Source organism: Chromatiales bacterium (assembly GCA_020445605.1).
In the GTDB taxonomy this organism is placed as follows: domain Bacteria; phylum Pseudomonadota; class Gammaproteobacteria; order JAGRGH01; family JAGRGH01; genus JAGRGH01.
Map to the genome: position 1 here is coordinate 182,450 of JAGRGH010000037.1, position 25,677 is coordinate 208,126.

Consider the following 25,677-nt stretch of genomic DNA (forward strand, 5'->3'; position numbering starts at 1 on the left):
AAGCAACGATGAACAAAGTACCGTTGACCGTGCAGGGCGCCGAGCGACTGCGTGCCGAGTTGCAGGAACTCAAGACCGTCGCGCGCCCGCGCATCATCGCGGCCATCGCCGAGGCGCGTGCGCATGGCGATCTGAAGGAAAACGCCGAGTATCACGCCGCCCGCGAACAACAGAGCTTTGCCGAGGGTCGCATCAAGGAGATCGAGGCCAAGCTCAGCAATGCCCAGATCATCGACGTGACCAAGCTGGCCGCCAGCGAGCGGGTCGTTTTTGGTGTCACGGTGGTGCTGGTGGACCTCGGCTGTGACGAGGAGCGCACCTACCAGATCGTCGGCGAGGATGAGGCCGACATCAGGCAGGGCAAGATATCGTTCAGCTCGCCGCTGGCGCGCGCGATGATCGGCAGGGAATCGGGCGATGCGTTCGTGTTCGAGGCGCCCGCGGGTGCCTGTGAATACGAGATCGTCGAGGTTCGTTATATCTGAGCGAGGCCCGATCGGTCCGCGGCGGATCGATCAGGGCGTGATCAACGGCGTTCCGGTTTCGGCAGCACAATGCGCGGCTGTTTCGGGTTGACCCGATACAGCAGCACGACATGGCCGATCTTCTGTATCGCGACAGCGCCGGTACGCTCGACCACGGTTGCAACCATCGCATCGCGTTCCGCGCGTTCGGCGCCGCTGACGCGCAGCTTTACGAGTTCGTGCGCATTGAGCGCGGCTTCGAGTTCGGTGAACACGCCGTCGGTCAGCCCGTGCTGTCCGATCATCACGACCGGTCGCAGTTGATGGCCGAGACCGCGCAGGTGGCGGATTTGCTGGGCGTCGAGTGATTTCATCGCTAAAGTTTATCAAGTTCCAGTGGATTTCCCGCATGCCTGACGCTGATTGTCTGGCCGCCCCCTGAGACGCCCGCACGATGCGCCGAAGCACCAGCAGCCGCCGCTGGCTCGAACGCCAGCGCAAGGACCCATACGTGCAGGCCGCCCGGTCGGCCGGCTGGCGTTCGCGCGCCGTGTACAAACTTGAGGAAATCGACCAGCGCGAACGTCTGTTGCGCCCGGGCATGCGCGTGGTCGATCTCGGTGCCGCGCCGGGCGGGTGGTCGCAGTACGCGGCACAGCGCGTCGGGCGCGGCGGGCAGGTCATCGCGCTCGATGTTCTGGAGATGCCGCCGATCGACGGGGTCGGGTTCATCCAGGGCGACTTCCGGTCCGACGAGGTGCTCGCAAATCTGGAGCGTGCGCTCGCCGGCAGGCGCGTGGACCTTGTGTTGTCGGACCTCGCCCCCAATCTGAGCGGGGCGCGCACGATCGACCAACCGCGGGCGATGTATCTTGCTGAACTGGCGCGGGATTTTGCCGTCCAATGGCTGAACCAGGGTGGCACGCTGGTCATCAAGGCCTTTGTTGGCGATGGCTTCGAGACCCTGGTGGCGGACCTGCGCAAGCGCTTCGCGCGCGTGGTGCAGCGCAAGCCCGCAGCCTCGCGGGACCGTTCGCGGGAACAGTACGTGATTGCGCGCGACTATCGCGGCGGTAGCGAATCCTCATCGCCCGAGGCCGCCGAACGCGGCTAGAATGCCGGTATCCGAAGCCGAATCTCCCCGTGGTCCGCGTGACCTTTCCGGAGATCACACCAATGAGTGACATGGCCAAACAACTGATTTTGTGGGTGATCATCGTCGTCGTCCTGATGGGCGTGTTCAACAGCTTCTCGCTGCGTCAGGGCCAGGTGCCCGCCGTGGCCTATTCGGACTTCATCGATCAGGTCACCACCGGGCAGGTCGACGAGGTGTTCATCAACCGCGAGGAGGGCTCGATCACCGCGCGGCGCCCGTCCGGTGACCGGTTCATGACCCTGGACCCGGGCGACGACCGCCTGATCGACACGCTGATCGACCGCAACGTGAAGATCAACACCAAGCCGATCGAGCGCGAATCGATCTTCCAGCAGCTGCTCGTGCACTGGTTCCCGCTGCTGTTGATCTTCGGTCTGTGGATCTTCTTCATGCGCCAGATGCAGGGCGGCGCGGGTGGCCGTGGCGCGCTGTCGTTCGGCAAGAGCCGCGCGCGGCTGTTGAGCGAGGACCAAGTCAAGGTCACCTTCAGCGATGTCGCGGGTGTCGAGGAAGCGAAGGAAGAGGTTGCCGAACTCGTCGAGTTCCTGCGCGACCCGAGCAAGTTCCAGAAGCTCGGCGGCAAGATTCCGCGCGGCGTGCTGATGGTCGGCTCGCCCGGCACCGGCAAGACGCTGCTCGCGCGCGCCATCGCGGGCGAGGCGAAGGTGCCGTTCTTCACGATCTCGGGCTCGGATTTCGTCGAAATGTTCGTCGGTGTTGGCGCATCGCGTGTGCGCGACATGTTCGAACAGGCCAAGAAGCATGCGCCGTGCATCATCTTCATCGACGAGATCGACGCCGTCGGCCGGCACCGTGGTGCGGGTCTCGGCGGCGGCCATGACGAACGCGAACAGACCCTGAACCAGCTGCTGGTCGAAATGGACGGCTTCGAGGGCAACGAGGGCATCATCGTGATCGCCGCGACAAACCGGCCCGACGTGCTGGACCCGGCGCTGTTGCGTCCCGGGCGGTTCGACCGCCAGGTCGTGGTGCCGCTGCCGGACATCCGCGGCCGCGAGCAGATCCTCAAGGTGCATCTGCGCAAGGTGCCGGTCTCCGACGACGTCAAGCCGAACGTCATCGCGCGTGGCACGCCGGGTTTCTCGGGCGCCGATCTTGCGAACCTGGTCAACGAGGCCGCGCTGTTCGCCGCGCGCGCGAACAAGAAGCTCGTCGACATGGACGACATGGAAAAGGCCAAGGACAAGATCATGATGGGCGCGGAGCGCCGTTCCATGGTCATGACCGACGACGAAAAGAAGCTGACCGCCTATCACGAGGCCGGGCATGCAATCGTCGGCCGCTCCGTGCCGGCGCACGATCCGGTCTACAAGGTCACGATCATTCCGCGCGGGCGCGCGCTCGGCGTGACGATGTTCCTGCCGGAGCAGGATCGTTACAGCCATTCCCGCGATTATCTGGAAAGCCAGATTTCGAGCCTGTATGGCGGGCGCATCGCCGAGGAGTTGATCTTTGGTGACGGCGCGGTGACGACCGGTGCGTCAAACGACATCCAGCGCGCCACCGAAATCGCCCGGCGCATGGTCACGCAGTGGGGCCTGTCGGACAAGATGGGACCGCTGTCGTATGGCGACGAGGAGCAGGAGGTTTTCCTGGGTCACTCGGTCACGCAGCACAAGCAGGTCTCGGATGACACCGCGCGTGCAATCGACGAGGAAGTGCGCGCACTGATCGACCGCAACTATCAGCGCTCGAAGCAGATCCTCACGGACAACATGGACAAGCTGCACACGATGGCCGATGCGTTGATCAAGTACGAGACCATCGATTCCGAGCAGATCGACGACATCATGCAGGGTCGCGACCCACGCCCGCCCGCGGACTGGGATTCGGGCGACCGCGGTGGCGGCAATGGACGCGCGAGCGGGTCGCGTGAATCGTCGACCAAGCGTCCGCCGAAACCGGATGCGGGCATCGGTGGCCCGGCCGAGCAGCATTGACCGGACTCTGATCCCCCGCAGCGACGGCCGGTTTGCCGGCCGTCGTCTTTCCAGCCTGCCATGATCGATCAACTCGACTGCGCCGGGCGCGTGCTGGACCTGCGCCGGGCCGCGGTCATGGGTGTGTTGAACGTCACGCCGGATTCATTCTCCGACGGTGGGGTCCACGTCGGCACGACCAAGGCGATCGACCGCGCTGCGCAGATGCTTGCCGAGGGCGCGGCGATCATCGACGTGGGTGGCGAATCCACCCGCCCCGGCGCCGCCGAGGTGTCGGTCGAGGCAGAGCTCGAGCGCGTGGTTCCGGTCATCGAGTCGCTGCACGCGCGCCTCGATGTTCCCATCTCAGTCGACACCTCCAAGCCCGAAGTCATGCGCGCGGCGGTTGCCGCTGGCGCGGGCTTCATCAACGACGTGCAGGCCCTGTGTCGCGACGGTGCGCTCGCGGCCGCCAGTGAGTTGGCGGTGCCCGTGTGCCTGATGCACATGCGCGGAGAGCCGCGCACCATGCAGGCCGATCCGCGTTACGGCGATCTGATTGGCGAGATTCTTGGGTTTCTGTCCGGCCGCATCGACGCGGCGCGGGTTGCCGGCATCCCGCGCGAACGGTTGGTCATCGATCCAGGATTCGGATTTGGCAAGACCGTTGCGCACAACCTGGAACTGACCGCGCGGCTGGATGCCTTCGCGGGCCTGGGCTGCCCGATCCTGTACGGCGCTTCCCGCAAGTCCACGATCGGCAGCGTGCTGGATCGGCCCGTTGGCCAGCGCCTCGCCGGCGGTCTGGCATTGGCCGTCCTGGCGGTGGAGCGCGGCGTGCGGATCGTGCGAACGCATGACGTGCGAGCCACGTTCGACGCCATTAGAATGACCGAAGCCGTGCTCCACGGCGCTGCCCCGGTCCCGGTTCCGTGAGTCACGAGCGCCGTTTTTTTGGTACCGACGGAATTCGCGGCCGCGTCGGCGAACCGCCGATCACGCCGGAATTCGTGATGAAGCTTGGCTGGGCCGCCGGGCGCGTGCTGGGCCGCGGTGCCGGCTCGCGCGTGCTGATCGGCAAGGACACCCGAATCTCCGGCTATGTCTTCGAGTCGGCACTCGAAGCCGGGCTGGCGTCCGCCGGTGTCGACGTCGGCCTGCTTGGCCCCATGCCCACGCCGGCAATCGCCTATCTGACGAGGACGTTCCGCGCCGACGCGGGAATCGTGATTTCGGCCTCGCACAACCCGTTCCACGACAACGGCATCAAGTTCTTTTCCCCGGAAGGACAGAAGCTGCCGGATGAAGTCGAACTGGAGATCGAGCGGGCGCTGGAGCTGCCGCTGGAAATGGTCGCGGCCGAGCGCGTGGGCAAGGCGCGGCGCATCGATCACGCCGCTGGTCGCTATATCGAGTTCTGCAAGTCCACGGTGCCGATTTCCACCTCCCTGGAGGGGCTGCGCATCGTGCTCGACTGCGCGCACGGAGCGACCTATCACATCGCCCCGCACGTGTTCGGCGAACTGCGCGCGCGCGTAACGACCATGGGCGTCAGCCCGGACGGGCTGAACATCAACGCGGACTGCGGGTCCACACGCCCACAGGCCCTGCAGAGGGCGGTCGTCGAGGCGCGAGCCGATCTCGGTATCGCGCTCGACGGTGACGGCGACCGGGTGGTGATGGTCGATGATCGCGGCGAGGTCGTCGATGGCGACGAACTGCTCTACATCATCGCCCGTGGACGTTACGCGGCCGGCGAACTGCATGGCGTGGTCGGCACCGTCATGAGCAACTTCGGGCTCGAGGAGGCGCTGAATGCGCTCGACGTGCCGCTGTCGCGCGCCCAGGTCGGAGACCGCTACGTGCTCGAAAACCTGCGCGCCAACGGCTGGACGCTGGGGGGCGAGTCCTCTGGCCACATCATCTGCCTGGATCGCACGACCACGGGTGACGGCATTGTCGCGGCGCTGCAGGTGCTCGCCGAGATGCGTCGCACCGGCAAGTCACTGCGTGAGCTGCGCACCGAGATGCCGCGCTATCCGCAGGTGCTGGTCAACGTCAGCGCGGAGGACAAGAAGGCCGTGCTGAACGCCGAGTCCGTACAGCGGGCCCTGGCGGACGCGGAAGCCGAACTGAACGGCCACGGCCGGATCCTGCTGCGGCCGAGCGGTACCGAGCCGCTGGTCCGCATCATGGTCGAGGGGCGTGATGCCGCAAACGTCGAGCGCATTGCGCTTGAGCTGAAAGGCGTGATCACTGGAGTGACCGGCGCGGCCTAGTGTCCTGTTGAAAAGACACGTCCGGGCTTTTCAGTAACAACCGGAAAGGGCGGTTTTCGGCTGCTCACGAAAATCAACCACTTGCGTGTTCGATTTTCGGGCGAGACGTCCCTGTCTCGCGATATCAGGCTGTTGAAATTCTCTTTTCAACAACCTGCTAGAACCAGCCACTCACCCATGCGAAGGCCCAGCGCGCGAGCAGAATCAACACCACCAGGCTTGTGAGGCCGATCAGGATCACGACCGTCCAGCGTTTCGCTGGCGGCGTACGCACCCACCAAGCGTGAATCCGTCCCGCCCAGGCGCGCAGCAGCAACTCGCCGCGGTCAAGCAATCTCGCGACTACGCGAAACTCCTGACCGATCAGCGCCAGCCCCACGACCAGCACCAGTAATCCGGGGCCGGGCGTCACCAGCATGACCAGCCCGGCCGTGATCAGCGCAGAACCCGAAGCGATCGCAATCAGGCTGCCGAGGCCGAACCAGCGTGGCCCCTCGCCGTGCCGCCGCCGGAAGCGGTCCTCGAAGCGCTGGCCCGGCCGGCTCGCGGCAAGTTCGTGCCAGTGCGCCTTGATCGTTTCGCGAATCTTTGTCCACATCGGGCGCGCACGATACGGGCGTGGGTGCCGGAACCGCAACGTCGATTGCCCCTGCGGGCGCCGCGTCCGGCCGCCGCCGCCGCGGTGTGGATTGATCAAAGCGACCCAAAAAAGGTATCCTGCGCGGCCTTTTTGACTGTGTTGGAGAGACCGATGCGGCAGCCGCTGGTGGCCGGCAACTGGAAAATGAACGGTTCGCGCGCCAGTGCGCGGGAGCTGTTGGGCGGCGTGCTTGAGGGCCTCGCCGCCACGCCGGTCGCATGTGAGGTTGCGGTGTTCGTGCCCTACGTGCTGCTCCAGCAGGTCTCCGAACAGCTCGCGGGCAGCGCCGTCACCTGGGGGGCGCAGAACCTTTCCACGGAAGCCAAGGGCGCGTTCACCGGCGAGATTTCGGCCGCGATGCTCAAGGAGTTTGGCAGCACGAGCGTCATCGTCGGTCATTCCGAGCGGCGCTCGCTGTATGGCGAGACCGACGCGGTGGTCGCTAAGAAGTACCAGGTTGCGCGTGCCGCGGGGCTGCGGCCGATTTTCTGCATTGGCGAGACACTCGACGAGCGCGAATCCGGCATCACCAACGAAGTCGTGGCACGCCAGATCGACGCGGTGATCGAGCTCGAAGGCGTGGCCGCGCTGGCCGACGGCGTGATTGCCTACGAGCCGGTCTGGGCGATCGGCACGGGTCGTACCGCCACACCCGAACAGGCGCAGGCCGTGCATGCGTTCATCCGTGGGCGCATCGCCGACCGCGATGCCACGGTGGCCGAGGGCGTGCAGATTCTCTACGGTGGCAGCATGAACGCCAAGAATGCCGCAGAGTTGCTTGCCCAGGCGGACATTGATGGGGGCCTGATCGGCGGTGCTTCGCTGATCGCGGCTGATTTTCTGACAATCTGTCGAGCTGCCTGAATGTTGCTGACCGTACTGCTGGTGGTGCATGTGATGCTGGCCGTGGGCCTTATCGCGCTCGTGCTTTTGCAGCACGGTCGCGGCGCCGACATGGGTGCGGCGTTCGGCAGCGGTGCGTCGGCGACCGTGTTCGGCGCACGTGGCGCGGCCTCGTTCCTGACGCGGACCACGGCGCTCCTGGCCACCGGCTTTTTCCTGACCAGCATGGCGCTCGCCTGGCTCGCGACCCGGCCCGCGCCACGCACCGACATCATGGAAGGCGTGGGGTTGCCGGCCACCGAGATCGCGGCTCCAGCCGCGGAGGCGACCGATGCCGCGCCCGCCGTGACGGTTGCACCGGATGCGCCGCCGCCGGCCAGCGATCAGGGTGCGGGCATTTCCGCGCCGCCGCCGGCCGCCGACTGATCCAAGACCTTGAGTGCGGGACAACGGAACCGTTCCCGCGGATTGGCCCGTGTCACCGGGCATTCGCGCAGTGTCGCGACAGTTTGTGGACAGCTCTGACTCCGCCGACGTGGTGGAATTGGTAGACACGCCGTCTTGAGGGGGCGGTGGCGCAAGCCGTGCCGGTTCAAGTCCGGCCGTCGGCACCATTCGAGTCAGAATTCGTTGCGGCTCATCTGTCGCGGTTCGCAGCCGCAGGCGCTGAAATCGGCACTGGGCGCATGGAAACGGTATCCGTTTGACGATACCGTTTTTTTATGCCCGGAAAAGCAAACTAAGCCGATGAAAAATAAAGAAATTCGGACCATGGCCCGGGTTGACAGTCTGCGCGGCGCATCGCTAGACTTTCGCCTCTTTCCTGCCCGCACTGCTGTGGGCGGATAGCGCCGCACGGGCCGCGACGAGACAGCAGCGTCATGCTAGAAAACTATCTTCCGGTGCTGATCTTCCTCGTCATTTCGGGTGGCGTTGCGCTTGTATTGCTCGCCGCCGGGTTTGCGCTCGGCCAGCGCAAGCCGGACCCGGCCAAGCTCTCCCCGTACGAATGCGGCTTCGAAGCCTTCGAAGACACGCGCATGAAATTCGACGTGCGCTACTACCTCGTCGCGATCCTGTTCATCCTGTTCGATCTGGAGATAGCGTTTCTCTTTCCGTGGGCCGTCGTTCTCGACCAGATCGGTTGGGTCGGCTTCTGGGCGATGATGGTGTTCCTGGGCATCCTCGTCGTCGGTTTCATATACGAGTGGAAACGTGGTGCTCTCGAGTGGGAATAACGCGGCCTCGGTAGAGGGCGCGCTGCGCGAGGGCTTCCTGACGGCCAGGCTCGACGACCTGGTGAACTGGGCCCGGACCGGCTCGATGTGGCCGATGACCTTCGGCCTGGCCTGCTGTGCGGTCGAGATGATGCACGCGGCTGCGGCGCGCTATGACATGGACCGCTTCGGCATGCTGTTTCGCCCGAGTCCGCGTCAGTCCGACGTCATGATCGTCGCCGGCACGCTGGTCAACAAGATGGCCCCGGCCCTGCGCAAGGTCTACGACCAGATGGCCGAACCGCGCTGGGTGATCTCGATGGGCTCCTGCGCGAACGGTGGCGGCTACTACCACTACTCCTACTCGGTCGTGCGGGGCTGTGACCGGGTTGTGCCCGTGGATGTCTATGTGCCGGGTTGTCCGCCAACCGCCGAGGCATTGCTCTACGGCATCCTGCAGTTGCACAACAAAATCCGCCGCTCCGGCACCAGGATCGCGCGCTAGATGGCTGATCCGTCCACGGCCGTCGCGACCGAACGCCGCGTCGATCGCCTGCACGCGGTCGTTGCCGAGCGGTTTGCGGGGCGTGCGATAGAGATCGTGAGCGCCTACGGGGAACTGAACCTCGAGGTGGGCGCGGCAGACTGGCGAGCCGTTTGCACCGCGCTTCGAGATGACGCGGATCTTGCTTTCACCCAGCTGACCGATCTGACTGGCATCGACTATCTCGGATATGCAAGCGGTGAGTGGAACACCGCGTCGGCCAGCGTCACCGGGTTTTCGCGTGGCGTCGAGTCATCGGCATCGGTGGGCGCCTGGCCGCTGGACCGGCGTTTCTGCGTCGCGGCGCAGCTCCTTTCTGTTGCGCACAACTGGCGCATGCGCGTGAAGGTGTTCCTGCCCGACGGCCTGCCGCGTGTTGATTCGCTGGTGCCGGTATGGCCGGCGGCGAACTGGTGCGAACGCGAGGCCTTCGATCTGTTCGGCATTCTGTTCGACGGCCATCCGGACCTGCGCCGCATCCTGACGGACTACGGTTTCATCGGGCATCCCTTCCGCAAGGACTTTCCGCTGTCCGGGCATGTGGAAGTTCGCTACGACCCGGAAAAACAGCGGGTCGTCTACGAGCCGGTTTCCATTGAACCGCGCGTGCTCGTGCCGCGCGTGATTCGCGATGACCATCGCTATCTAGTGGATCGCCCGCTCGCGGAAGGCGACGCGAATGGCTGAGATCCGCAACTACACCATGAACTTCGGGCCGCAGCACCCGTCGGCGCATGGTGTGCTGCGTCTGGTGCTGGAACTGGACGGCGAGGTCATCGAGCGCGCCGATCCGCACATCGGGCTCCTGCATCGCGCAACGGAAAAGCTCGCGGAATCGAAACCCTACAACCAGTCGATCGGCTACATGGACCGGCTCGACTACGTTTCGATGATGTGCAACGAGCATGCCTACGTCGCGGCAATCGAGCGCCTGCTTGGCATCGAGCCTCCGCTGCGCGCGCAGTACATCCGTGTCATGTTCGACGAGATCACGCGCATCCTGAACCACCTGATGTGGATCGGCACGCATGCGCTGGATATCGGCGCGATGACCGTGTTCCTGTATGCGTTTCGCGAGCGCGAGGACCTCATGGACTGCTATGAGGCGGTCAGCGGCGCGCGCATGCATGCGACCTACTATCGTCCCGGTGGCGTGTACCGCGATCTGCCCTCGCGCATGCCGAACTACGAAGCGTCGCGCTGGCACAACGAGAAGGATGTCCAGCGCATGAACGCCGCGCGTGCCGGATCGCTGCTGGATTTCATCGAGGCGTTCACCGATCGGTTCCCCGCTTGCGTGGACGACTACGAAACCCTGCTGACCGACAATCGCATCTGGAAGCAGCGCACGGTCGGTATCGGCGAGGTCACCGCGGAGCGCGCACTCGCGCTCGGCTTCACCGGCCCCATGCTGCGTGGCTCCGGCATTGCATGGGACCTGCGCAAGAAGCAGCCCTACGAGGTCTATGATCGGCTGGAGTTCGATATTCCGGTCGGAAAAAACGGCGACTGCTACGACCGCTACCTCGTGCGCATGGCCGAGATGCGTGAGTCCAGCCGCATCATCCGCCAGTGCATCGAGTGGCTGCGCGCGAACCCCGGCCCGGTGATGCTCGATGATCACAAGGTTTCGCCGCCGCCGCGCGCCACCATGAAAAGCGACATGGAAGCGCTGATTCACCACTTCAAGCTGTTCACCGAGGGCTATTGCCCGCCGCCCGGCGAGGTTTACGCGGCGGTCGAGGCCCCGAAGGGCGAGTTCGGCGCATACATCGTCTCGGACGGCGCGAACAAGCCGTATCGACTCAAGCTGCGTGCGCCCGGCTTCATGCATCTGTCCGCGCTCGACGAGATGGTCCGCGGCCACATGCTTGCGGACGTGGTTGCCGTGATCGGAACCCAGGACATCGTCTTTGGGGAGGTCGACCGATGAGCGTGATGGTCGCCGCGCCCCGGGACAAGTCCACGCTGTTCGACACGAAGCTGCGTGCAGCGATCGATCGAGAGGTCGCGAAGTATCCGAAGGAACGTCGCCAGTCAGCCGTCATGGCCGCACTCACGCTGGTGCAGAACGCGAACCGCGGTGCGCTGACCGAGACGCTGATGAATGACGTGGCTGCCTATCTGGATATGCCGCCGATCGCGGTCTACGAGGTCGCGACGTTCTACTCCATGTACGAACTCAAGCCCGTCGGTCGTCACAAACTCTGCATCTGCACGAACATCTCCTGCTGGCTGCGCGGTTCCGACATGATTGTCGAGCACCTGCGCAAGCGGCTCGGAATCGGGCTCGGCGAGACGACCAACGACGGCCGGTTCACCCTGAAGGAAGTCGAGTGCCTCGGCGCCTGCGTGGGCGCGCCCATGCTGATGCTCGGCGACACCTATCACGAAAACCTGACGCCGGAGCGCATCGACGCGCTGCTGGACGAGCTGGGCTGAGCTGCGATGCCGGAATTCAAACTCTGTCTCGACGGCATCGACCTCGCCACGGCGGACCAGGACAAACCGTGGACGCTGGAACGCTACCGCGCGCGTGGTGGTTACGAGATGCTCAAACGTGTGCTTTCCGAACGCTGGGAGGCCGAGCGGATCATCGCCGAACTGAAGACCTCATCGCTGCGTGGCCGCGGCGGGGCGGGCTTTCCGACCGGGCTCAAGTGGAGCTTCATCCGGCGCGACATTCCGGGCCAGCGCTATCTCGTCTGCAATTCCGATGAGGGCGAACCCGGCACCTGCAAGGACCGTGAGATCCTGCGCTACAACCCGCATCTGCTGATCGAGGGCATGGCCATCGCCGGCTACACGCTGGGCGCAAGTGCCGGCTACAACTACATCCGTGGCGAGTTCATGGAACCGATCCGTCGGTTCGACGCGGCGCTGGACGAGGCGCGGGTGGCGGGGCTGCTCGGCAGCAACATTCTCGGCAGTGGCTTGGACTTCGATCTGTATTCACACGCCGGTGCCGGTGCGTACATCTGCGGGGAGGAAACCGCGCTGATCGAATCGCTCGAGGGCAAGAAGGGACAACCGCGTTTCAAGCCGCCGTTTCCCGCGAACTTCGGCCTCTATGGCCGCCCGACGGTCGTCAACAACACCGAGACCTATGCCTCCGTGCCGGCGATCCTGCGCAATGGCGGGCAGTGGTTTCTGGACATCGGCAAACCGAACAACGGCGGGCCGAAGCTGTTCTCCGTGTCCGGGCATGTCGAACGCCCGGGCAACTTCGAGGTGCCGCTCGGCACGGCGTTCAAGGAACTGCTCGCGATGGCGGGCGGAGTCTGGAAGGGGCGCAAGCTCAAGGCCGTGATCCCCGGCGGGTCTTCCGCGCCGGTTCTGCCCGGCGAGATCATGCTCGGCTGCAACATGGATTTCGATTCGCTCGCAAAGGCCGGTTCCATGCTCGGCTCCGGCGCGGTCATGGTCATGGATGAGAGCACGGACATGGTGCGGCTGCTCTATCGCATCGCGCATTTCTACTTCGAGGAATCCTGCGGACAGTGCACACCGTGCCGCGAAGGCACGGGCTGGATGGCACGCGTTGTGAAACGCATCCTCGATGGCAGGGGCCGCAGCGAGGATCTGGCCCTGCTCGACGACGTCTCGCGGCGTATTGAAGGCCGCACAATCTGTGCGCTCGGCGACGCGGCGGCCTGGCCGGTGCAGAGCTTCATCCGTCACTACCGGCACGAGTTCGAGTACTACATCGAACATGGCCGCAGTCTGCTGGCAGCCTGAGCGCGGATATCCGGATGAGCGACGAGAAGATCACGATCGAAGTCGACGGGTGCACACTCGAGGCGCGTCCCGGACAGATGCTCATCGAGGTCACCGATGCCGCCGGCATCGACGTGCCGCGCTTCTGCTATCACAAGAAGCTTTCCATCGCGGCAAACTGCCGCATGTGCCTGGTCGACGTCGAAAAGGCGCCGAAACCGCTGCCGGCCTGTGCAACGCCCGTGACCGCCGGAATGATTGTGCGCACGCGCTCGAACCGCGCGCTGGAAGCGCAGAAGGGCACGATGGAATTCCTGCTGATCAATCACCCGCTGGACTGCCCGATCTGCGACCAGGGCGGCGAATGCGAGCTGCAGGATGTCGCAATGGGCTATGGGCGCGATGTGTCGCGCTTCGTGGAGCGCAAGCGTGTCGTCGCCGATCCGGATCTCGGCCCGTTGATCGCCACCGACATGACGCGCTGCATCCATTGCACGCGCTGTGTGCGCTTTGGCGAGGAGATCGCCGGCATTCGCGAACTCGGTGCGACCGGCCGCGGCGAACACACGCGTATCGGCACCTATGTCGAAAAGACCGTCGATTCGGAACTGTCCGGCAACGTCATCGATCTTTGCCCGGTCGGCGCGCTGACCGCAAAGCCGTTCCGCTTCCAGGCGCGCGCCTGGGAGATGCTGGCACGCAATGCGATCGCCGCGCACGACGGCGTGGGTTCGAACCTGCAACTGCATGTGCGCCGCCAGCGTGTGCTGCGGGTCGCGCCGCGTGACAACGAGGCGATCAACGAGACCTGGATCTCCGACCGCGACCGCTATTCCTACGAGGGTCTCGCGAGCCCCGATCGGTTGCTGATGCCGCAGCTGCGCGTCGACGGACGCTGGCGCGAGGCGGGCTGGGACGAGGCGCTGGGTTTTGCCGCTGAACGGCTTGATGCGGTGCGCAAGTCGGCTGGCGGACCGGCGATCGGCGCGCTGGCGCACCCGATCGCAACGGTCGAATCCCTGTTCCTGTTGCAAAAGCTCGCGCGCGGGCTCGGATCGAACAATGTCGATCACCGCCTGCGCCAGGCCGATTTCAGCGCGGATGCACAGGCGCCGGTTTTCCCGTGGCTCGGCCAGACCATGGCGGAGCTCGAGCAGTGCGATGCGGCGCTGGTGGTCGGTGCAAACCTGCGCAAGGAACAGCCGCTGCTCGCGCATCGTCTGCGCAAGACCAAACTCCGCGGTGGCTGGTTCGGGGTCGTGAACCCGGCGCGCTATGCGGTATCGCATGAGCTGGATGCCGAGTGGATCGTCGCACCCCAGCACATGACGGGCGCGCTGGCATCCATTGCACGCGCCGTTGCGGACGCGACCGGAACGCGACCGGCGGCCGGGATCGCGGGCATCGTCGAGCGCGCGGACGTTGACGATTCGACGCGTTCCATTGCACGCGCGCTGATCGAGGCCGAACGCGCAACCCTGTTGCTTGGCGCGCTTGCTACCGCGCATCCCGAATATGCCACGCTCGCCTCGCTTGCGGATTTCATTGCGCATCAGACGGACGCGCGTTTCGGTCAGCTGCCACCGGGCGGCAATGCCGCTGGCGCGTGGATTGCCGGCTGCGTACCGCATCGCGTCGAGGCGGGGGTGGCCGTGGACGGTCCGGCCGGACTGGCGGCGCGGTCGATGCTGGACGCCGGACTCGAGGCCTACGTGCTGCTGCACGTCGAACCCGATCGCGACCTGCTCGACCCGCGCGCGGCGATGTCCGCGCTGGCCGCGGCCGACTGTGTGGTCGCGCTGACGGCATTCGATTCGCCCGCGCTGCGCGCCGTGGCGAGCGTCATGTTGCCCGTCGGTGTCTGGGTCGAGACGCCTGGTACTTGGGTCAACTGTGCCGGGCAGTGGCAGGGCGAGGCCGCGGCGATCAACCCGCCCGGCGAAGCACGTCCGGCCTGGAAGGTGCTGCGCGTACTCGGTGAGCGGCTCGGGGTCGAGGGCGTCGCGTTCGATCGCTCCGAGGACGTGCGTAATGCGCTGGTCAGCGCCACCGCGGACCTGGTTCCCGAGGTCGGACTGCGTGGCAGTGTGGCGAGCGAAACACCGCCTGCGGCGCCGATGTGGCGGGTCGGCGAAGTGCCGATCTACGCCGTTGATGCCGTCGTGCGTCGTGCGGAGGCCCTGCAGGCGACGCGCGATGCCGTGACTTCGACCAGCGTCGGGCTGTCGCCGGCCGATGCCACGCGCCTGGGGCTCGATGATGGCGCGCACGTGGAGGTGCATCAGGGCAATGCGCTGACGGTGCTGCCGGTGCGCATCGATGCGGCACTGCCGGAGGGCGCGGTGGCGATCCCGTCCGGTGTCGCGGGCAGCGAGATGCTCGGCGCACAGGTCGGACCGGTGACCATCAAGGCGATCCGTGAATGATTGACAAGATCGTCGAGTTCTGGAACTGGCTGCCGGTATGGACGCATACGGTCGTCTATGTCGTGATGATTCTCGTGCCGCTGATGCTGTCGGTTGCGTACCTGACCTTTGCCGAGCGCAAGATCATCGGTTACATGCAGGTGCGCATCGGGCCGAACCGCGTCGGTCCCCGTGGCTGGCTGCAACCGATTGCCGATGCGCTGAAGCTGATGGTCAAGGAGATCGTCATCCCGACCGGCGCAAACAAGTTTCTGTTCATCCTCGCGCCGGTCATCGCGATGGCGCCGGCGCTGGCGGCCTGGGCGGTGATTCCGTTTGATGCCGGCATCGTGCTCGCGGACATCAACGCCGGACTGCTGTATCTGCTGGCGCTGACCTCGGTCGCGGTCTACGGCGTGATCATCGCCGGCTGGGCATCCAACTCGAAGTATGCGTTCCTTGGCGCGTTGCGTTCGGCGGCGCAGATCGTCTCGTACGAAATTGCGATGGGCTTTGCGCTGGTCGCGGTGCTGATCGCGGCCGGCAGTCTGAACATGGGCGAGATCGTTCGCGCGCAGCAGGGCAGCCTGCTGCACTGGTATTGGCTGCCGCTGTTGCCGATCCTGGTCGTGTATTTCATCTCCGCGGTCGCCGAGACCAACCGCGCGCCGTTTGACGTCGCCGAGGGTGAATCCGAGATCGTCGCGGGCTTCCATGTCGAGTACTCCGGCATGGCCTTTGCGGTGTTCTTCCTTGCCGAGTACGCGAACATGATCCTCGTCTCGGCACTGAGCGCGGTCATGTTCTTCGGCGGCTGGCTGTCGCCGTTCGAGGGCATTCCGTATCTCGAGGACTGGTTCGCCTGGGTGCCGGGGCTGTTCTGGCTGGTCGGCAAGACCGCCGTCTTCCTGTTCCTGTTCCTTTGGTTCCGTGCAACCTTCCCGCGCTATCGCTACGACCAGATCATGCGACTGGGCTGGAAGGTTTTCATTCCGATCACGATTGTGTGGCTGATCGTGGTCGCGGTCATGGTGCTCGGTGAAATGCCCTGGTGGTTCGACCGGAGGGCGGCATGATCGGCACCTTCTGGCGCTATCTGCGCAGTCTGACGCTCGCTGAGCTGCGGCGCGGGCTCGGCGTCACGGGCCGGCACCTGTTCGCGAAGAAGTTCACGCTCCAGTACCCGGATGAGCGTGCGCCGCAGTCGCCGCGCTTCCGCGGACTGCATGCGCTGCGCCGCTACCCGAACGGCGAGGAGCGCTGCATCGCCTGCAAGCTCTGCGAGGCGGTCTGTCCGGCGCTGGCGATCACGATCGAGGCCGCACCGCGGGCCGACGGCAGCCGCCGCACCACGCGCTACGACATCGACCTGTTCAAGTGCATCTACTGCGGATTCTGCGAGGAGGCGTGTCCGGTCGATGCCATCGTCGAGACCCGCGTGTATGAGTACCACTTTGAAAATCGCGGTGAGCATGTGATGACTAAGGACATGCTGCTGGCCATCGGCGACCGGCACGAAAATCAGCTCGCCGCCGACCGCTCGGCCGACTCGGCGTATCGGTAGGGCTCGGGGGCGAACGTGGAACTGACCGACATCCTGTTTTACCTGTTTGGCGCAAACCTGCTGTTCGCGGCGGTCATGGTGATCACCGCGCGCAATCCCGTGCATTCCGCGCTGTTCCTTGTCTACGCGTTTTTTTCCAGCGCGGCGCTGTGGCTGCTGCTGGAGGCGGAGTTTCTCGCCATCGCGCTGGTGCTGGTCTACGTCGGTGCCGTGATGGTGCTGTTCCTGTTTGTCGTCATGATGCTGGACATCAACATCGCCGCGCTCCGGGCTGGATTCATACGCTACCTGCCGGTCGGCATCTTCGTGGCCGTGGCCATCGTCGCGCAGATGGCGCTGGTCGTCGGGCCCGAGGCCTTCGGTCTCGGGCGTTTCGGTGCGCCCGGCGCCCATCCGGCCGGCTACAGCAACACCGAGGAACTCGGTGCGGTGCTGTACACGACACACATGTTCGCGTTCGAGGTGGCCGCGGTGATCCTGCTCGTTGCCATCGTGGCGGCGATTGCGCTGACGCTGCGCCGGCGCGTGGGCACGCGCAGCCAGGACCCCTCGAAGCAGGCGTCGGTGCGCGCCGCGGATCGCCTGCGCATGGTCTCCATGCCACCCGAGCGCAAGGAGTAGGGCATGGTCAGTCTGGCGCACTACCTGATTCTGGCGGCGATCCTGTTTGGCCTGAGCATCGCGGGCATTTTCATCAACCGCAAGAACGTGATCCTGCTTCTGATGTGCATCGAGCTGATGCTGCTCGCGGTGAACATGAACTTCATCGCGTTCTCGCGCTATCTCGACGACACGACCGGTCAGGTGTTCGTGTTCTTCATCCTTACGGTGGCTGCCGCCGAGGCCGCGATCGGGCTGGCAATCCTGGTCGTGCTGTTCCGCAACCGGCGCACCATCAACGTCGCCGACCTTGGCGAGCTGAAGGGCTAGGGCATGCGTGAAGTATTGCTGACCGTCATCCTCGCGCCGCTGATCGGCGCCCTGATCGCGGGGTTCTTCGGACATCGAATCGGCCGGCGCGGTGCGCACACGGTGACCATCGCCGGCGTGGCCGCCGCGTGTGTCGCAAGCTTCTACACGCTCAAGCGGCTTGCGCTCGATGGCGACCCCGCGATCGAGATGAGCCTGTACACCTGGGCACTCAGCGAGGGCGTGCGCTTCGAGATCGGCTTCCTGGTCGACCGGCTCACTGCGCTGATGATGGTGGTCGTGACCTTCGTGTCACTGATGGTGCACATCTACACCATCGGCTACATGGCGCACGACGAGGAGAACTGGCCCGACGATTCGCGCGTGCGCAAGCACGGCTATCAGCGGTTCTTTTCCTACATCGCGCTGTTTACGTTCTCGATGCTGATGCTGGTCATGTCGAACAACTTCCTGCAGCTGTTCTTCGGCTGGGAGGCGGTCGGGCTGGTTTCGTATCTGCTGATCGGGTTCTACATGACGCGCGAGTCGGCGATCCGCGCGAACCTCAAGGCATTCCTGGTCAATCGGGTCGGCGATTTCGGCTTCCTGCTCGGTATCGCGGCGATCTACTACTACTTCGGCTCGCTGGATTACCGGACGGTGTTCGCGGCCGCTCCGGGTCTCGGCGATGCGACGATCCAGGTGTTCGGCGCTTCGTCCTGGTCGGTCATGACGCTGATCGGCATCCTGCTGTTCATCGGCGCGATGGGCAAGTCCGCGCAGATGCCCCTGCACGTCTGGCTGCCGGATTCCATGGAAGGCCCGACGCCCATCTCCGCGCTGATCCACGCCGCGACCATGGTCACGGCCGGGGTGTTCATGGTCGCGCGCATGTCGCCGCTCTACGAGCTTTCGGAGACTGCGCTGTCGTTCGTGCTGGTCATGGGCGGTCTTACCGCATTCATGATGGGTCTGGTCGGCATCGTGCAGAACGACATCAAACGGGTCGTCGCGTACTCGACACTCTCGCAGCTCGGCTACATGACCGTCGCGCTCGGGGTGTCGGCCTACGCGGGCGCCATCTTCCACCTGATGACGCATGCGTTTTTCAAGGCGCTGCTGTTCCTGGCGGCCGGTTCCGTGATCATCGCGATGCACCATGATCAGGACATCCGCAACATGGGTGGTCTGCGCAAGTACATGCCGATCACCTACTGGACCTCACTGATCGGTTCGCTGGCCCTGATCGGTACGCCGGGTTTTGCCGGGTTCTTTTCCAAGGATGCGATCATCGAGGCGGTGCACCACTCGAGCCTGCCCGGAGCGGGGCTGGTCTACTGGCTGGTTCTCGGCGGCGTGTTCGTTACGGCGTTCTATTCGTTCCGGATGTTTTTCTTGGTGTTCCACGGCGAACCGCGGATGGATGCCCACACGCGCGAGCATCTGCGCGAGTCGCCGGCGGTCGTGACCATCCCGTTGATCCTGCTCGCGATTCCGTCCGTGATGATTGGCGCGGTCACGATCGGTCCGTTGCTGTTCGACGGCTGGTTCGGTGAGGCGATCGTGGTCTCCGCGCGGCACGATGTGTTGGCCGAACTCGGCAAGGGCTGGCATGGCGTGCTCGGCTTTGTGCAGCACGGTCTGATGGGGCCGGCGTTCTGGCTGGCCGCGGCCGGCGTGCTGGCGGCCTGGTATCTCTACCTGCGTCAGCCGGCGCTGGCCGAAACACTGCGCCAGCGTTTCTCGTTTATCCACACGATCCTCGATCGCAAGTACTGGTTCGACGAGATCTATCAGTCGCTGTTCGCCGGTGGCGGACGCGGGCTGGGGCGTGCGCTGTGGCGTGGTGGCGACGCGACACTGATCGACGGCGTGGTCGTGAACGGCTCGGCAAATCTCGTCGGTCGCATTGCCGCGGTCGTCCGTCGCGTGCAGACCGGCTATCTGTACCACTACGCATTCGCGATGATCGTCGGTCTGCTCGTGCTGCTGTCCTGGTACCTGAACGGTTGATCCGCGAATGAACGGCTGGCCCCTGCTCAGTATTGTCATCTGGCTGCCGATCATCGGCGGTGCGCTGGTCATCGCGCTCGGCGAGCGCCGGTCCTCGGCGCGCTGGGGGGCGCTTGCGGTTGCGCTGGCGACGTTTGTTCTGAGCCTGCCGCTGTACACGAGTTTCGATACAGCGTCCGCGGCCATGCAGTTCGTCGAGCGGGTCGCATGGATCGAACGCTTCTCGATCTACTACCACCTTGGCGTGGACGGGTTTTCGGTGCCGCTGATTCTCCTGACGACCTTCACCACGGTGCTGGTCGTGATTGCAGGCTGGGAGGTGATCACGCGCCGTACCGCGCTGTACATGGGGGCGTTCCTGGTCATGGAAGGCTTCATGAACGGGGTGTTCGCCGCGCTGGATGCGATCCTGTTCTACGTGTTCTGGGAAGCGCTGCTGGTGCCGATGTTCCTGATCATCGGCATCTGGGGCGGACCGCGACGCGTGTACGCAACGCTCAAGTTCTTTCTGTACACGTTCTTCGGCTCGGTGTTCCTGCTCGTCGCGTTGATCTACATGTATGTGCAGTCTTCTAGCTTCGCGATCCTGGACTTCCATGCCCTCGGTCTGGGCATGACGGCGCAGACCCTGATTTTCCTCGCGTTCCTGATCGCGTTCGCGGTCAAGGTGCCGATGTGGCCGGTGCACACCTGGCTGCCGGACGCGCACGTCGAAGCCCCCACCGGGGGGTCGGTCATTCTGGCGGCGATCATGCTGAAGCTCGGGGCCTACGGCTTCATCCGGTTCGCGCTGCCGATCACCCCGGATGCCAGCGCGCATCTCGACTGGCTGGTGATCGGCCTGTCGCTGGTCGCCGTGGCCTACATCGGTTTCGTGGCGCTGGTCCAGGAAGACATGAAGAAGCTCATTGCGTACTCGTCGATTGCGCACATGGGTTTCGTCACGCTCGGTCTGTTCATCGTGTTTCGCATCCTCGCGAACACCGGTGACATCCAGGACGCCCAGCTCGGGGTCGCGGGCGGGGTCGTGCAGATGATCTCCCACGGTTTCATCTCCGGCGCGCTGTTCCTGTGCGTGGGTGTGCTCTACGACCGTGTGCACAGTCGCCAGATCGCCGACTACGGTGGCGTGGTGAACACCATGCCGGTGTTCGCCGCATTCATGGTGTTCTTCGCGCTGGCGAATTCCGGCCTGCCCGGCACCTCGGGATTCGTCGGCGAGTTCATGGTGATCCTGTCGAGCTTCAAGGCCGGATTCTGGATCGCGTTCGTCGCGGCCACGACCCTGATCCTGGGCGCGGCGTATTCTCTGTGGCTGGTCAAGCGCGTGGTGTACGGGCCGGTCGGCAACGACAAGGTCGCAAACCTGCAGGATCTCTCCGCGCGCGAAGGCCTGGTGCTCGCGACCCTCGCGGTGCCGGTGCTGGTCTTCGGCGTTTGGCCTGCGCCACTGATCGAGCTGATGCAGGGGTCGGTCGAACACCTGCTCGCACACCTGACGGTCTCCAAACTCTAGTCGCGCCATGAGTCTGATGAACGCCGACCTGCAAACCGTGTTGCCCGAGATCGTTCTGCTCACCGCGGCCTGTGTGATCCTCGTGGTGGACGTGTTTCTGGACGACCGCCGCCGCGCTTGGACCTATGCGCTGTCACAGATCACCCTGCTCGGGCTGGTCGGTCTGCTGGTGGCTGGTTATTCGAGCGAGGTACGCACGGCCTTTTCCGGCGCCTATGTGCGCGATCCGATGAGCGATCTGCTGAAGATCGCCAGTGCCCTGGCCACGGTCGGCGTATTCGCCTATGCGCGGGATTACCTGCGCGACCGCGGCCTGCTGAAGGGCGAGTTCTTTGTGCTCGGGCTCATGGCCCAGCTTGGCACGATGGTGATCATTTCCGCGCACAGCTTCCTGATTGCGTATCTCGGCCTGGAACTGCTGTCGCTGTCGCTGTATGCGCTGGTCGCGTTCGATCGCGATTCGGGGCTTGCGAGCGAATCGGCGATGAAGTATTTCGTGCTTGGCGCGATCGCCTCCGGCCTGCTGCTGTACGGCATATCCATGATCTACGGGGTCACGGGCAGCGTGGATTTCGCCGAGGTTTCCCGGGCGCTGACCGATGGCAACGCCGGACCGCGCATCGTGCTGGTGTTCGGTCTGGTGTTCATCGTCGTCGGCGTCGCGTTCAAGCTCGGCGCCGTGCCGTTCCACATGTGGGTGCCGGACGTCTATCACGGCGCGCCGACTGCGGTGGCCGCACTGGTCGGCAGCGCACCGAAGATCGCCGCCGTCGCGCTGGCGCTGCGAATTCTGGGCGACGGCTTGCAGAGTCTGCATGAGGACTGGTCGGGAATGCTCGTGGTGCTGTCGGTCCTGTCGCTGGCGATCGGCAATCTGGTTGCGATTGCGCAGACCAACATCAAGCGCATGCTGGCCTATTCGACGATCTCGCACGTCGGTTTCATCGTGCTCGGCATCCTGTCCGGAAACGAGGACGGCTATTCGGCCGCCGTGTTCTACGCCATCGTCTACGCGTTCATGGCGCTCGGTGCCTTCGGCATCGTCATTGCCCTGTCGAAGGCCGGATTCGAGGCCGAGTCGCTGGACGACTATCGCGGGCTCAATGAGCGCAGTCCGTGGCTCGCATTCCTGATGCTGCTGATCATGTTCTCGATGGCGGGCGTGCCGCCGACCGTGGGCTTCTACGCGAAGCTGGTCGTGCTCGAGGTCGTCGTGGACGTGGGCCTGGTGTGGCTCGCGATTGTTGCTGTCGTATTCTCGGTGATCGGCGCGTTTTACTACCTGCGTATTGTCAAGCTGATGTATTTCGACGAAGCGCGCGGCGAGGCGCCCGCGCGCGGTGCGATGGATACGCGCGTGATCCTCGGCATCAACGGGCTGGCCATGCTCGTGGCCGGCGTGTTCCCTGGCGGGCTGATGGGGCTGTGCCAGACCGCGGTCGCGGCCGGCTAGGTCGGTCGAACGCCTCGTGTCGGGCGCCCGCCCACCGCTGCCGGCTTCCTGCACCAATCTCTGGCTGAACCTCGGCGGCTTGGCCTGTGGCATGGCTGCGATGGTGTTCGTCGTGCGCATGCCGGAGCTCGACGTCGCCGTCGCCGCGATGATCGTCATGGCGGCGGCCGCCGGTTTCATTGCCACTGGCGAGGTGTTGCGTCTGCGCGGGCGCATGCTGCGCAACGCCGGTCTGGCCGCGGATCCGCCCAACGAGTTTGACCTCAACCGCGTCGGTCTCAAACTTCTGGGGCTGTATGGCACCTTCGTGTGCATCGGTTTCGTGTACTGGCTGCTGCACGAGTACCACGGCTCGTTCTACGCGCCGTTCTGGCGCATGCTGCGCCTCGCGCTGCCGGCGCTCATCGTGCTGGCGGTGCCGTATTTCTTCTGGACCGACCGGCGACAGAGCGCGCCGCATGACGGCTACTATCATGCGGGCCTTTTGTTCGCGGGGCGCTGGAAAGGGCTGAACCGCCAGGTGCTCAAACAGCACGCGCTCGGCTGGGGGGTGAAGGCGTTCTTCCTGCCGCTGATGCTGGTGTTCTTCACCACGGATATCCATTTCTATCGCGGCTTCGACTTCACCCACATCTGGGACGAATTCCGGCTGTTCTACGATCTCAGCTACCGATTGCTGTTCAGCATGGACCTGCTGTTCGCAACCTTTGGATACGTCACCACACTGCGGCTGTTCGACGCGCACATCCGCTCGACGCAGTCGACCCTGGTCGGCTGGCTGGCGGCGCTGATCTGCTATCAGCCGCTGTGGTCGTTCGTCTATCGCACGTATCTACCGTATGAAGACGGCGCGCGCATGTGGGGTCCGTGGCTTGCGAACGGCGAGCCCTTCGTCTGGGGCGCGACCGCGCCGTACCTGTTCTGGGGCGGCGCGATCCTGCTGCTGCTGGCGATCTACGGACTGGCCACGGTCGCATTCGGCCTGCGGTTTTCAAACCTTACGCATCGCGGCATCATCACCGGCGGTCCGTATCGTTACTCGAAGCATCCGGCGTACTGGTCGAAGAACCTCAGCTGGTGGTTGATCAGCGTTCCGTTCATCACGCTCGGCAGCGCCGCGGACGCGGTTCGGCACTGTCTGATGCTGTTGATGCTGAACGGCATCTACTGGCTGCGCGCCTACACCGAGGAGCGGCACCTGTCCGGCGATCCGGTGTATGTGGAGTACGCGCTGGCGATGAACGAGCGCAGCTGGCTGGCGCCGCTGGTGCGGCGCTTTCCCGTGCTGAAATTTCTGAACTACCGTCCACCCGCGCCGGAGCGGGCCGGGCGTTGAGGCGGCGGCGGGCGCGGCCGGTCTCAGTCGTCGGGGTCGGTGGTCTGCGCGGGTTCCGTATCTGCGGGCGGGTGGCTGGTCGTTGCGCGCATGCCGCCGAGATAGCCGGCCATGGTACGCAGGAGTTCCCGGTGCACCTTCAGGTTGCCGGCGACGATGTTGCCGGTTTCGAAGAACCCCTCGCCACCGTCGACATCCGTGACGATGCCACCGGCCTCGCGCACCAGCAGCGTGCCGGCCGCGAAATCCCAGGGGGCGAGCCCGAATTCCCAGAATGCGTCGTAGCGGCCGCTGGCGACCCAGGCGAGATCCAGCGAAGCCGAGCCCGGACGACGCAGTCCGGCGGTGCGAATCAGCAGTGCGCGGAAGATTTGCAGATAGCGGTCGACGTTGTCGGCATCGCCGGCACGGTATGGGAAGCCGGTGCCGATCAATGCGCCGTCCAGAGTGATGCGCTTGGTTACGCGGATGCGTCGATCGTTCAGGTACGCGCCACCGCCACGCGAAGCGGTGAACATCTCTTCGCGCAGCGGATCGTAGACGACCGCCTGATCAAGCCGGCCGCGCACGCGCAGCGCGATCGACACGCCGAACTGCGGCACGCCGTGCAGGTAGTTGGTCGTGCCGTCGAGCGGGTCGATGATCCATTCGTATTCGTTACCGGCCTGCTGGCCCGACTCCTCGGCGAAGATCGCGTGCTCGGGATAGGCCTTGTGGATCTCGTGGATGATGGCGGCCTCGGCCTCGTGGTCGACGCGCGAGACGAAGTCGTTGTGTCCCTTGACACTGACGGCGAGGTCCTCGACCCGGTCGAAGTTGCGCAACAGGACACGCCCGGCCTGACGGGCGGCGCGGATCGCGATATTGAGGCTGGCGGCTTGCATGGGGCGCGCACAATACCGCAAACGCGCCGGTCGGCGCAGATTTCCCGGTGAGCACCGATCGGCTGGCGGGCGTACGCATCGTGCTGGTCGGCACGACCCATCCCGGCAATATCGGCGGGGCGGCCCGTGCGATGCGCGCGATGGGCCTGCGCGAGCTGGTGCTCGTCGACCCGAAGCGCTTCCCGGACCCGGACGCCAGTGCCCGCGCCGTGGGTGCGCTGGACGTGCTGGAATCCGCGCGCGTGATCTCGACCCTGGACGAGGCGCTGGCCGGCTGCGTGCTGGCCGTCGGCACCTCGGCCCGCCTGCGCGGGCAGGCCGCCTGGCGGGTGCTCGACCCGGCCACTGCGGCGCCCGAACTGCTGGCGGGGGCCGCCAAAGGGCCGGTGGCCGTGGTCTTCGGGCGCGAGAGCAGCGGCCTGTCGAACGAGGAAATGGACCGCTGTCATGCCATCCTGCACGTGCCGGTGGCGGCCGATTTCAAATCGCTGAATCTGGCCTCGGCGGTGCAGATCGTCGCCTACGAGCTGTTCCGCCATTCTGGCGTCGCCGAGGCAATTCCCCCCGCGCGCGATGCGGCGCCGGCCGAGAAGCTCGAAGGCCTGTTCACCCATCTGCGCCAGGTCGCCGAGGACACCGGCTTTGCGCCGGGCCAGCGCGCCGACTCCCTGGTGCGCAAGCTCCGCCGGATGTTCTTTCGCGCGACCCCGACCGACCAGGAGGTCGACATCCTGCGCGGGCTGTTCAGCGCCTGTCAGGGGCGCAAGTCGGCCCGGCGGGGCGGGGAGTAGCAGCGA

The 25,677-nt window shown here is 65.1% G+C and carries 26 protein-coding genes and 1 tRNA gene; 24 read left to right on the forward strand and 3 right to left on the reverse strand.

Going from position 1 to position 25,677, the window contains the following annotated elements; all coding sequences use genetic code 11:
* Window positions 1-8: 8 nt before the first annotated feature.
* Window positions 9-485: a transcription elongation factor GreA gene (gene greA / locus KDG50_07910; protein ID MCB1865344.1), complete on the forward strand. Its 477-nt coding sequence runs from the start codon at window positions 9-11 to the stop codon at window positions 483-485.
* A gap of 41 nt (window positions 486-526) precedes the next feature.
* Here greA and KDG50_07915 read toward each other — a convergent pair whose 3' ends face one another.
* Window positions 527-838 (reverse strand): YhbY family RNA-binding protein, encoded by a 312-nt coding sequence (locus KDG50_07915; protein ID MCB1865345.1) that lies wholly within the window; start codon window positions 836-838, stop codon window positions 527-529.
* Window positions 839-918: 80 nt separating this feature from the next.
* Between KDG50_07915 and KDG50_07920 the strand changes: the two genes are divergently transcribed.
* From KDG50_07920 to glmM, 4 genes are all read left to right on the forward strand, one after another.
* Window positions 919-1,578: a 23S rRNA methyltransferase gene (locus tag KDG50_07920; GenBank protein ID MCB1865346.1), complete on the forward strand. Its 660-nt coding sequence runs from the start codon at window positions 919-921 to the stop codon at window positions 1,576-1,578.
* A gap of 71 nt (window positions 1,579-1,649) precedes the next feature.
* On the forward strand, window positions 1,650-3,581 hold the full coding sequence (gene ftsH / locus KDG50_07925) for an ATP-dependent zinc metalloprotease FtsH (protein MCB1865347.1): 1,932 nt from the start codon (window positions 1,650-1,652) through the stop codon (window positions 3,579-3,581).
* 60 nt (window positions 3,582-3,641) lie between these two features.
* Window positions 3,642-4,496, forward strand: coding sequence for a dihydropteroate synthase (gene folP / locus KDG50_07930; GenBank protein ID MCB1865348.1), 855 nt, complete (start codon window positions 3,642-3,644; stop codon window positions 4,494-4,496).
* On the forward strand, window positions 4,493-5,839 hold the full coding sequence (glmM, locus tag KDG50_07935) for a phosphoglucosamine mutase (GenBank protein ID MCB1865349.1): 1,347 nt from the start codon (window positions 4,493-4,495) through the stop codon (window positions 5,837-5,839). Before folP ends, glmM begins: the two co-directional genes overlap by 4 nt.
* 157 nt (window positions 5,840-5,996) lie before the next feature.
* Here glmM and KDG50_07940 read toward each other — a convergent pair whose 3' ends face one another.
* Window positions 5,997-6,437 (reverse strand): hypothetical protein, encoded by a 441-nt coding sequence (locus KDG50_07940; GenBank protein ID MCB1865350.1) that lies wholly within the window; start codon window positions 6,435-6,437, stop codon window positions 5,997-5,999.
* 153 nt (window positions 6,438-6,590) lie between these two features.
* Here KDG50_07940 and KDG50_07945 point away from each other — a divergent pair, with 153 nt between their 5' ends.
* The 18 genes from KDG50_07945 (at window position 6,591) to KDG50_08030 (ending at window position 23,996) form a co-directional block, all read left to right on the forward strand.
* Window positions 6,591-7,343: a triose-phosphate isomerase gene (locus tag KDG50_07945; protein ID MCB1865351.1), complete on the forward strand. Its 753-nt coding sequence runs from the start codon at window positions 6,591-6,593 to the stop codon at window positions 7,341-7,343.
* Window positions 7,344-7,748 (forward strand): preprotein translocase subunit SecG, encoded by a 405-nt coding sequence (secG, locus tag KDG50_07950; GenBank protein ID MCB1865352.1) that lies wholly within the window; start codon window positions 7,344-7,346, stop codon window positions 7,746-7,748.
* A 103-nt stretch (window positions 7,749-7,851) separates the two neighbouring features.
* Window positions 7,852-7,936 (forward strand) — tRNA-Leu (locus tag KDG50_07955).
* A gap of 267 nt (window positions 7,937-8,203) precedes the next feature.
* On the forward strand, window positions 8,204-8,560 hold the full coding sequence (locus tag KDG50_07960) for an NADH-quinone oxidoreductase subunit A (protein ID MCB1865353.1): 357 nt from the start codon (window positions 8,204-8,206) through the stop codon (window positions 8,558-8,560).
* Window positions 8,541-9,044, forward strand: coding sequence for an NADH-quinone oxidoreductase subunit B (locus KDG50_07965; GenBank protein ID MCB1865354.1), 504 nt, complete (start codon window positions 8,541-8,543; stop codon window positions 9,042-9,044). The genes KDG50_07960 and KDG50_07965 overlap by 20 nt, the downstream gene beginning before the upstream one ends.
* Window positions 9,045-9,770 (forward strand): NADH-quinone oxidoreductase subunit C, encoded by a 726-nt coding sequence (locus KDG50_07970; protein ID MCB1865355.1) that lies wholly within the window; start codon window positions 9,045-9,047, stop codon window positions 9,768-9,770.
* Window positions 9,763-11,016 carry an NADH-quinone oxidoreductase subunit D gene (locus tag KDG50_07975; protein ID MCB1865356.1) on the forward strand — a complete coding sequence of 418 codons (1,254 nt, stop codon included), beginning with the start codon at window positions 9,763-9,765 and terminating at the stop codon, window positions 11,014-11,016. The genes KDG50_07970 and KDG50_07975 overlap by 8 nt, the downstream gene beginning before the upstream one ends.
* Window positions 11,013-11,525: an NADH-quinone oxidoreductase subunit NuoE gene (gene nuoE / locus KDG50_07980; protein ID MCB1865357.1), complete on the forward strand. Its 513-nt coding sequence runs from the start codon at window positions 11,013-11,015 to the stop codon at window positions 11,523-11,525. Before KDG50_07975 ends, nuoE begins: the two co-directional genes overlap by 4 nt.
* A 6-nt stretch (window positions 11,526-11,531) precedes the next feature.
* Entirely contained in the window at window positions 11,532-12,821 is a 1,290-nt protein-coding gene (gene nuoF, locus KDG50_07985; protein MCB1865358.1) for an NADH-quinone oxidoreductase subunit NuoF, read from the forward strand.
* Window positions 12,822-12,835: 14 nt separating this feature from the next.
* Window positions 12,836-15,226, forward strand: coding sequence for an NADH-quinone oxidoreductase subunit G (locus KDG50_07990; protein ID MCB1865359.1), 2,391 nt, complete (start codon window positions 12,836-12,838; stop codon window positions 15,224-15,226).
* Window positions 15,223-16,281 (forward strand): NADH-quinone oxidoreductase subunit NuoH, encoded by a 1,059-nt coding sequence (gene nuoH, locus KDG50_07995; GenBank protein MCB1865360.1) that lies wholly within the window; start codon window positions 15,223-15,225, stop codon window positions 16,279-16,281. Before KDG50_07990 ends, nuoH begins: the two co-directional genes overlap by 4 nt.
* A complete protein-coding gene (gene nuoI, locus KDG50_08000; GenBank protein MCB1865361.1) occupies window positions 16,278-16,769 on the forward strand; it encodes an NADH-quinone oxidoreductase subunit NuoI in 492 nt (163 codons plus the stop codon). The genes nuoH and nuoI overlap by 4 nt, the downstream gene beginning before the upstream one ends.
* Window positions 16,770-16,790: 21 nt before the next feature.
* Entirely contained in the window at window positions 16,791-17,390 is a 600-nt protein-coding gene (locus KDG50_08005; protein MCB1865362.1) for an NADH-quinone oxidoreductase subunit J, read from the forward strand.
* A gap of 3 nt (window positions 17,391-17,393) precedes the next feature.
* A complete protein-coding gene (nuoK, locus tag KDG50_08010; GenBank protein MCB1865363.1) occupies window positions 17,394-17,699 on the forward strand; it encodes an NADH-quinone oxidoreductase subunit NuoK in 306 nt (101 codons plus the stop codon).
* A gap of 3 nt (window positions 17,700-17,702) precedes the next feature.
* A complete protein-coding gene (nuoL, locus tag KDG50_08015) occupies window positions 17,703-19,691 on the forward strand; it encodes an NADH-quinone oxidoreductase subunit L (protein MCB1865364.1) in 1,989 nt (662 codons plus the stop codon).
* Between the two features lie 7 nt (window positions 19,692-19,698).
* Window positions 19,699-21,207: an NADH-quinone oxidoreductase subunit M gene (locus tag KDG50_08020; GenBank protein MCB1865365.1), complete on the forward strand. Its 1,509-nt coding sequence runs from the start codon at window positions 19,699-19,701 to the stop codon at window positions 21,205-21,207.
* A gap of 16 nt (window positions 21,208-21,223) precedes the next feature.
* Entirely contained in the window at window positions 21,224-22,660 is a 1,437-nt protein-coding gene (nuoN, locus tag KDG50_08025; protein MCB1865366.1) for an NADH-quinone oxidoreductase subunit NuoN, read from the forward strand.
* A gap of 16 nt (window positions 22,661-22,676) precedes the next feature.
* Window positions 22,677-23,996: a hypothetical protein gene (locus tag KDG50_08030; protein ID MCB1865367.1), complete on the forward strand. Its 1,320-nt coding sequence runs from the start codon at window positions 22,677-22,679 to the stop codon at window positions 23,994-23,996.
* A gap of 23 nt (window positions 23,997-24,019) precedes the next feature.
* Here the strand turns inward: KDG50_08030 and KDG50_08035 are convergent, their stop codons facing one another.
* Window positions 24,020-24,880, reverse strand: coding sequence for an inositol monophosphatase (locus tag KDG50_08035; protein MCB1865368.1), 861 nt, complete (start codon window positions 24,878-24,880; stop codon window positions 24,020-24,022).
* Window positions 24,881-24,927: 47 nt separating this feature from the next.
* Here KDG50_08035 and KDG50_08040 point away from each other — a divergent pair, with 47 nt between their 5' ends.
* Window positions 24,928-25,671, forward strand: a complete 744-nt coding sequence (locus KDG50_08040; GenBank protein ID MCB1865369.1) for an RNA methyltransferase — start codon at window positions 24,928-24,930, stop codon at window positions 25,669-25,671.
* The last annotated feature ends 6 nt before the right edge of the window (window positions 25,672-25,677 follow it).

Bases quoted from the DNA above. Each gene is read 5' to 3' on its own strand.
- greA (MCB1865344.1), top strand. From the start codon at position 9: ATGAACAAAGTACCGTTGACCGTGCAGGGCGCCGAGCGACTGCGTGCC.
- KDG50_07915 (MCB1865345.1), bottom strand. From the start codon at position 838: ATGAAATCACTCGACGCCCAGCAAATCCGCCACCTGCGCGGTCTCGGC.
- KDG50_07920 (MCB1865346.1), top strand. From the start codon at position 919: ATGCGCCGAAGCACCAGCAGCCGCCGCTGGCTCGAACGCCAGCGCAAG.
- ftsH (MCB1865347.1), top strand. From the start codon at position 1,650: ATGGCCAAACAACTGATTTTGTGGGTGATCATCGTCGTCGTCCTGATG.
- folP (MCB1865348.1), top strand. From the start codon at position 3,642: ATGATCGATCAACTCGACTGCGCCGGGCGCGTGCTGGACCTGCGCCGG.
- KDG50_07940 (MCB1865350.1), bottom strand. From the start codon at position 6,437: ATGTGGACAAAGATTCGCGAAACGATCAAGGCGCACTGGCACGAACTT.
- KDG50_07945 (MCB1865351.1), top strand. From the start codon at position 6,591: ATGCGGCAGCCGCTGGTGGCCGGCAACTGGAAAATGAACGGTTCGCGC.
- secG (MCB1865352.1), top strand. From the start codon at position 7,344: ATGTTGCTGACCGTACTGCTGGTGGTGCATGTGATGCTGGCCGTGGGC.
- KDG50_07960 (MCB1865353.1), top strand. From the start codon at position 8,204: ATGCTAGAAAACTATCTTCCGGTGCTGATCTTCCTCGTCATTTCGGGT.
- KDG50_07970 (MCB1865355.1), top strand. From the start codon at position 9,045: ATGGCTGATCCGTCCACGGCCGTCGCGACCGAACGCCGCGTCGATCGC.
- KDG50_07975 (MCB1865356.1), top strand. From the start codon at position 9,763: ATGGCTGAGATCCGCAACTACACCATGAACTTCGGGCCGCAGCACCCG.
- nuoE (MCB1865357.1), top strand. From the start codon at position 11,013: ATGAGCGTGATGGTCGCCGCGCCCCGGGACAAGTCCACGCTGTTCGAC.
- nuoF (MCB1865358.1), top strand. From the start codon at position 11,532: ATGCCGGAATTCAAACTCTGTCTCGACGGCATCGACCTCGCCACGGCG.
- KDG50_07990 (MCB1865359.1), top strand. From the start codon at position 12,836: ATGAGCGACGAGAAGATCACGATCGAAGTCGACGGGTGCACACTCGAG.
- nuoH (MCB1865360.1), top strand. From the start codon at position 15,223: ATGATTGACAAGATCGTCGAGTTCTGGAACTGGCTGCCGGTATGGACG.
- nuoI (MCB1865361.1), top strand. From the start codon at position 16,278: ATGATCGGCACCTTCTGGCGCTATCTGCGCAGTCTGACGCTCGCTGAG.
- nuoK (MCB1865363.1), top strand. From the start codon at position 17,394: ATGGTCAGTCTGGCGCACTACCTGATTCTGGCGGCGATCCTGTTTGGC.
- nuoL (MCB1865364.1), top strand. From the start codon at position 17,703: ATGCGTGAAGTATTGCTGACCGTCATCCTCGCGCCGCTGATCGGCGCC.
- KDG50_08020 (MCB1865365.1), top strand. From the start codon at position 19,699: ATGAACGGCTGGCCCCTGCTCAGTATTGTCATCTGGCTGCCGATCATC.
- nuoN (MCB1865366.1), top strand. From the start codon at position 21,224: ATGAACGCCGACCTGCAAACCGTGTTGCCCGAGATCGTTCTGCTCACC.
- KDG50_08035 (MCB1865368.1), bottom strand. From the start codon at position 24,880: ATGCAAGCCGCCAGCCTCAATATCGCGATCCGCGCCGCCCGTCAGGCC.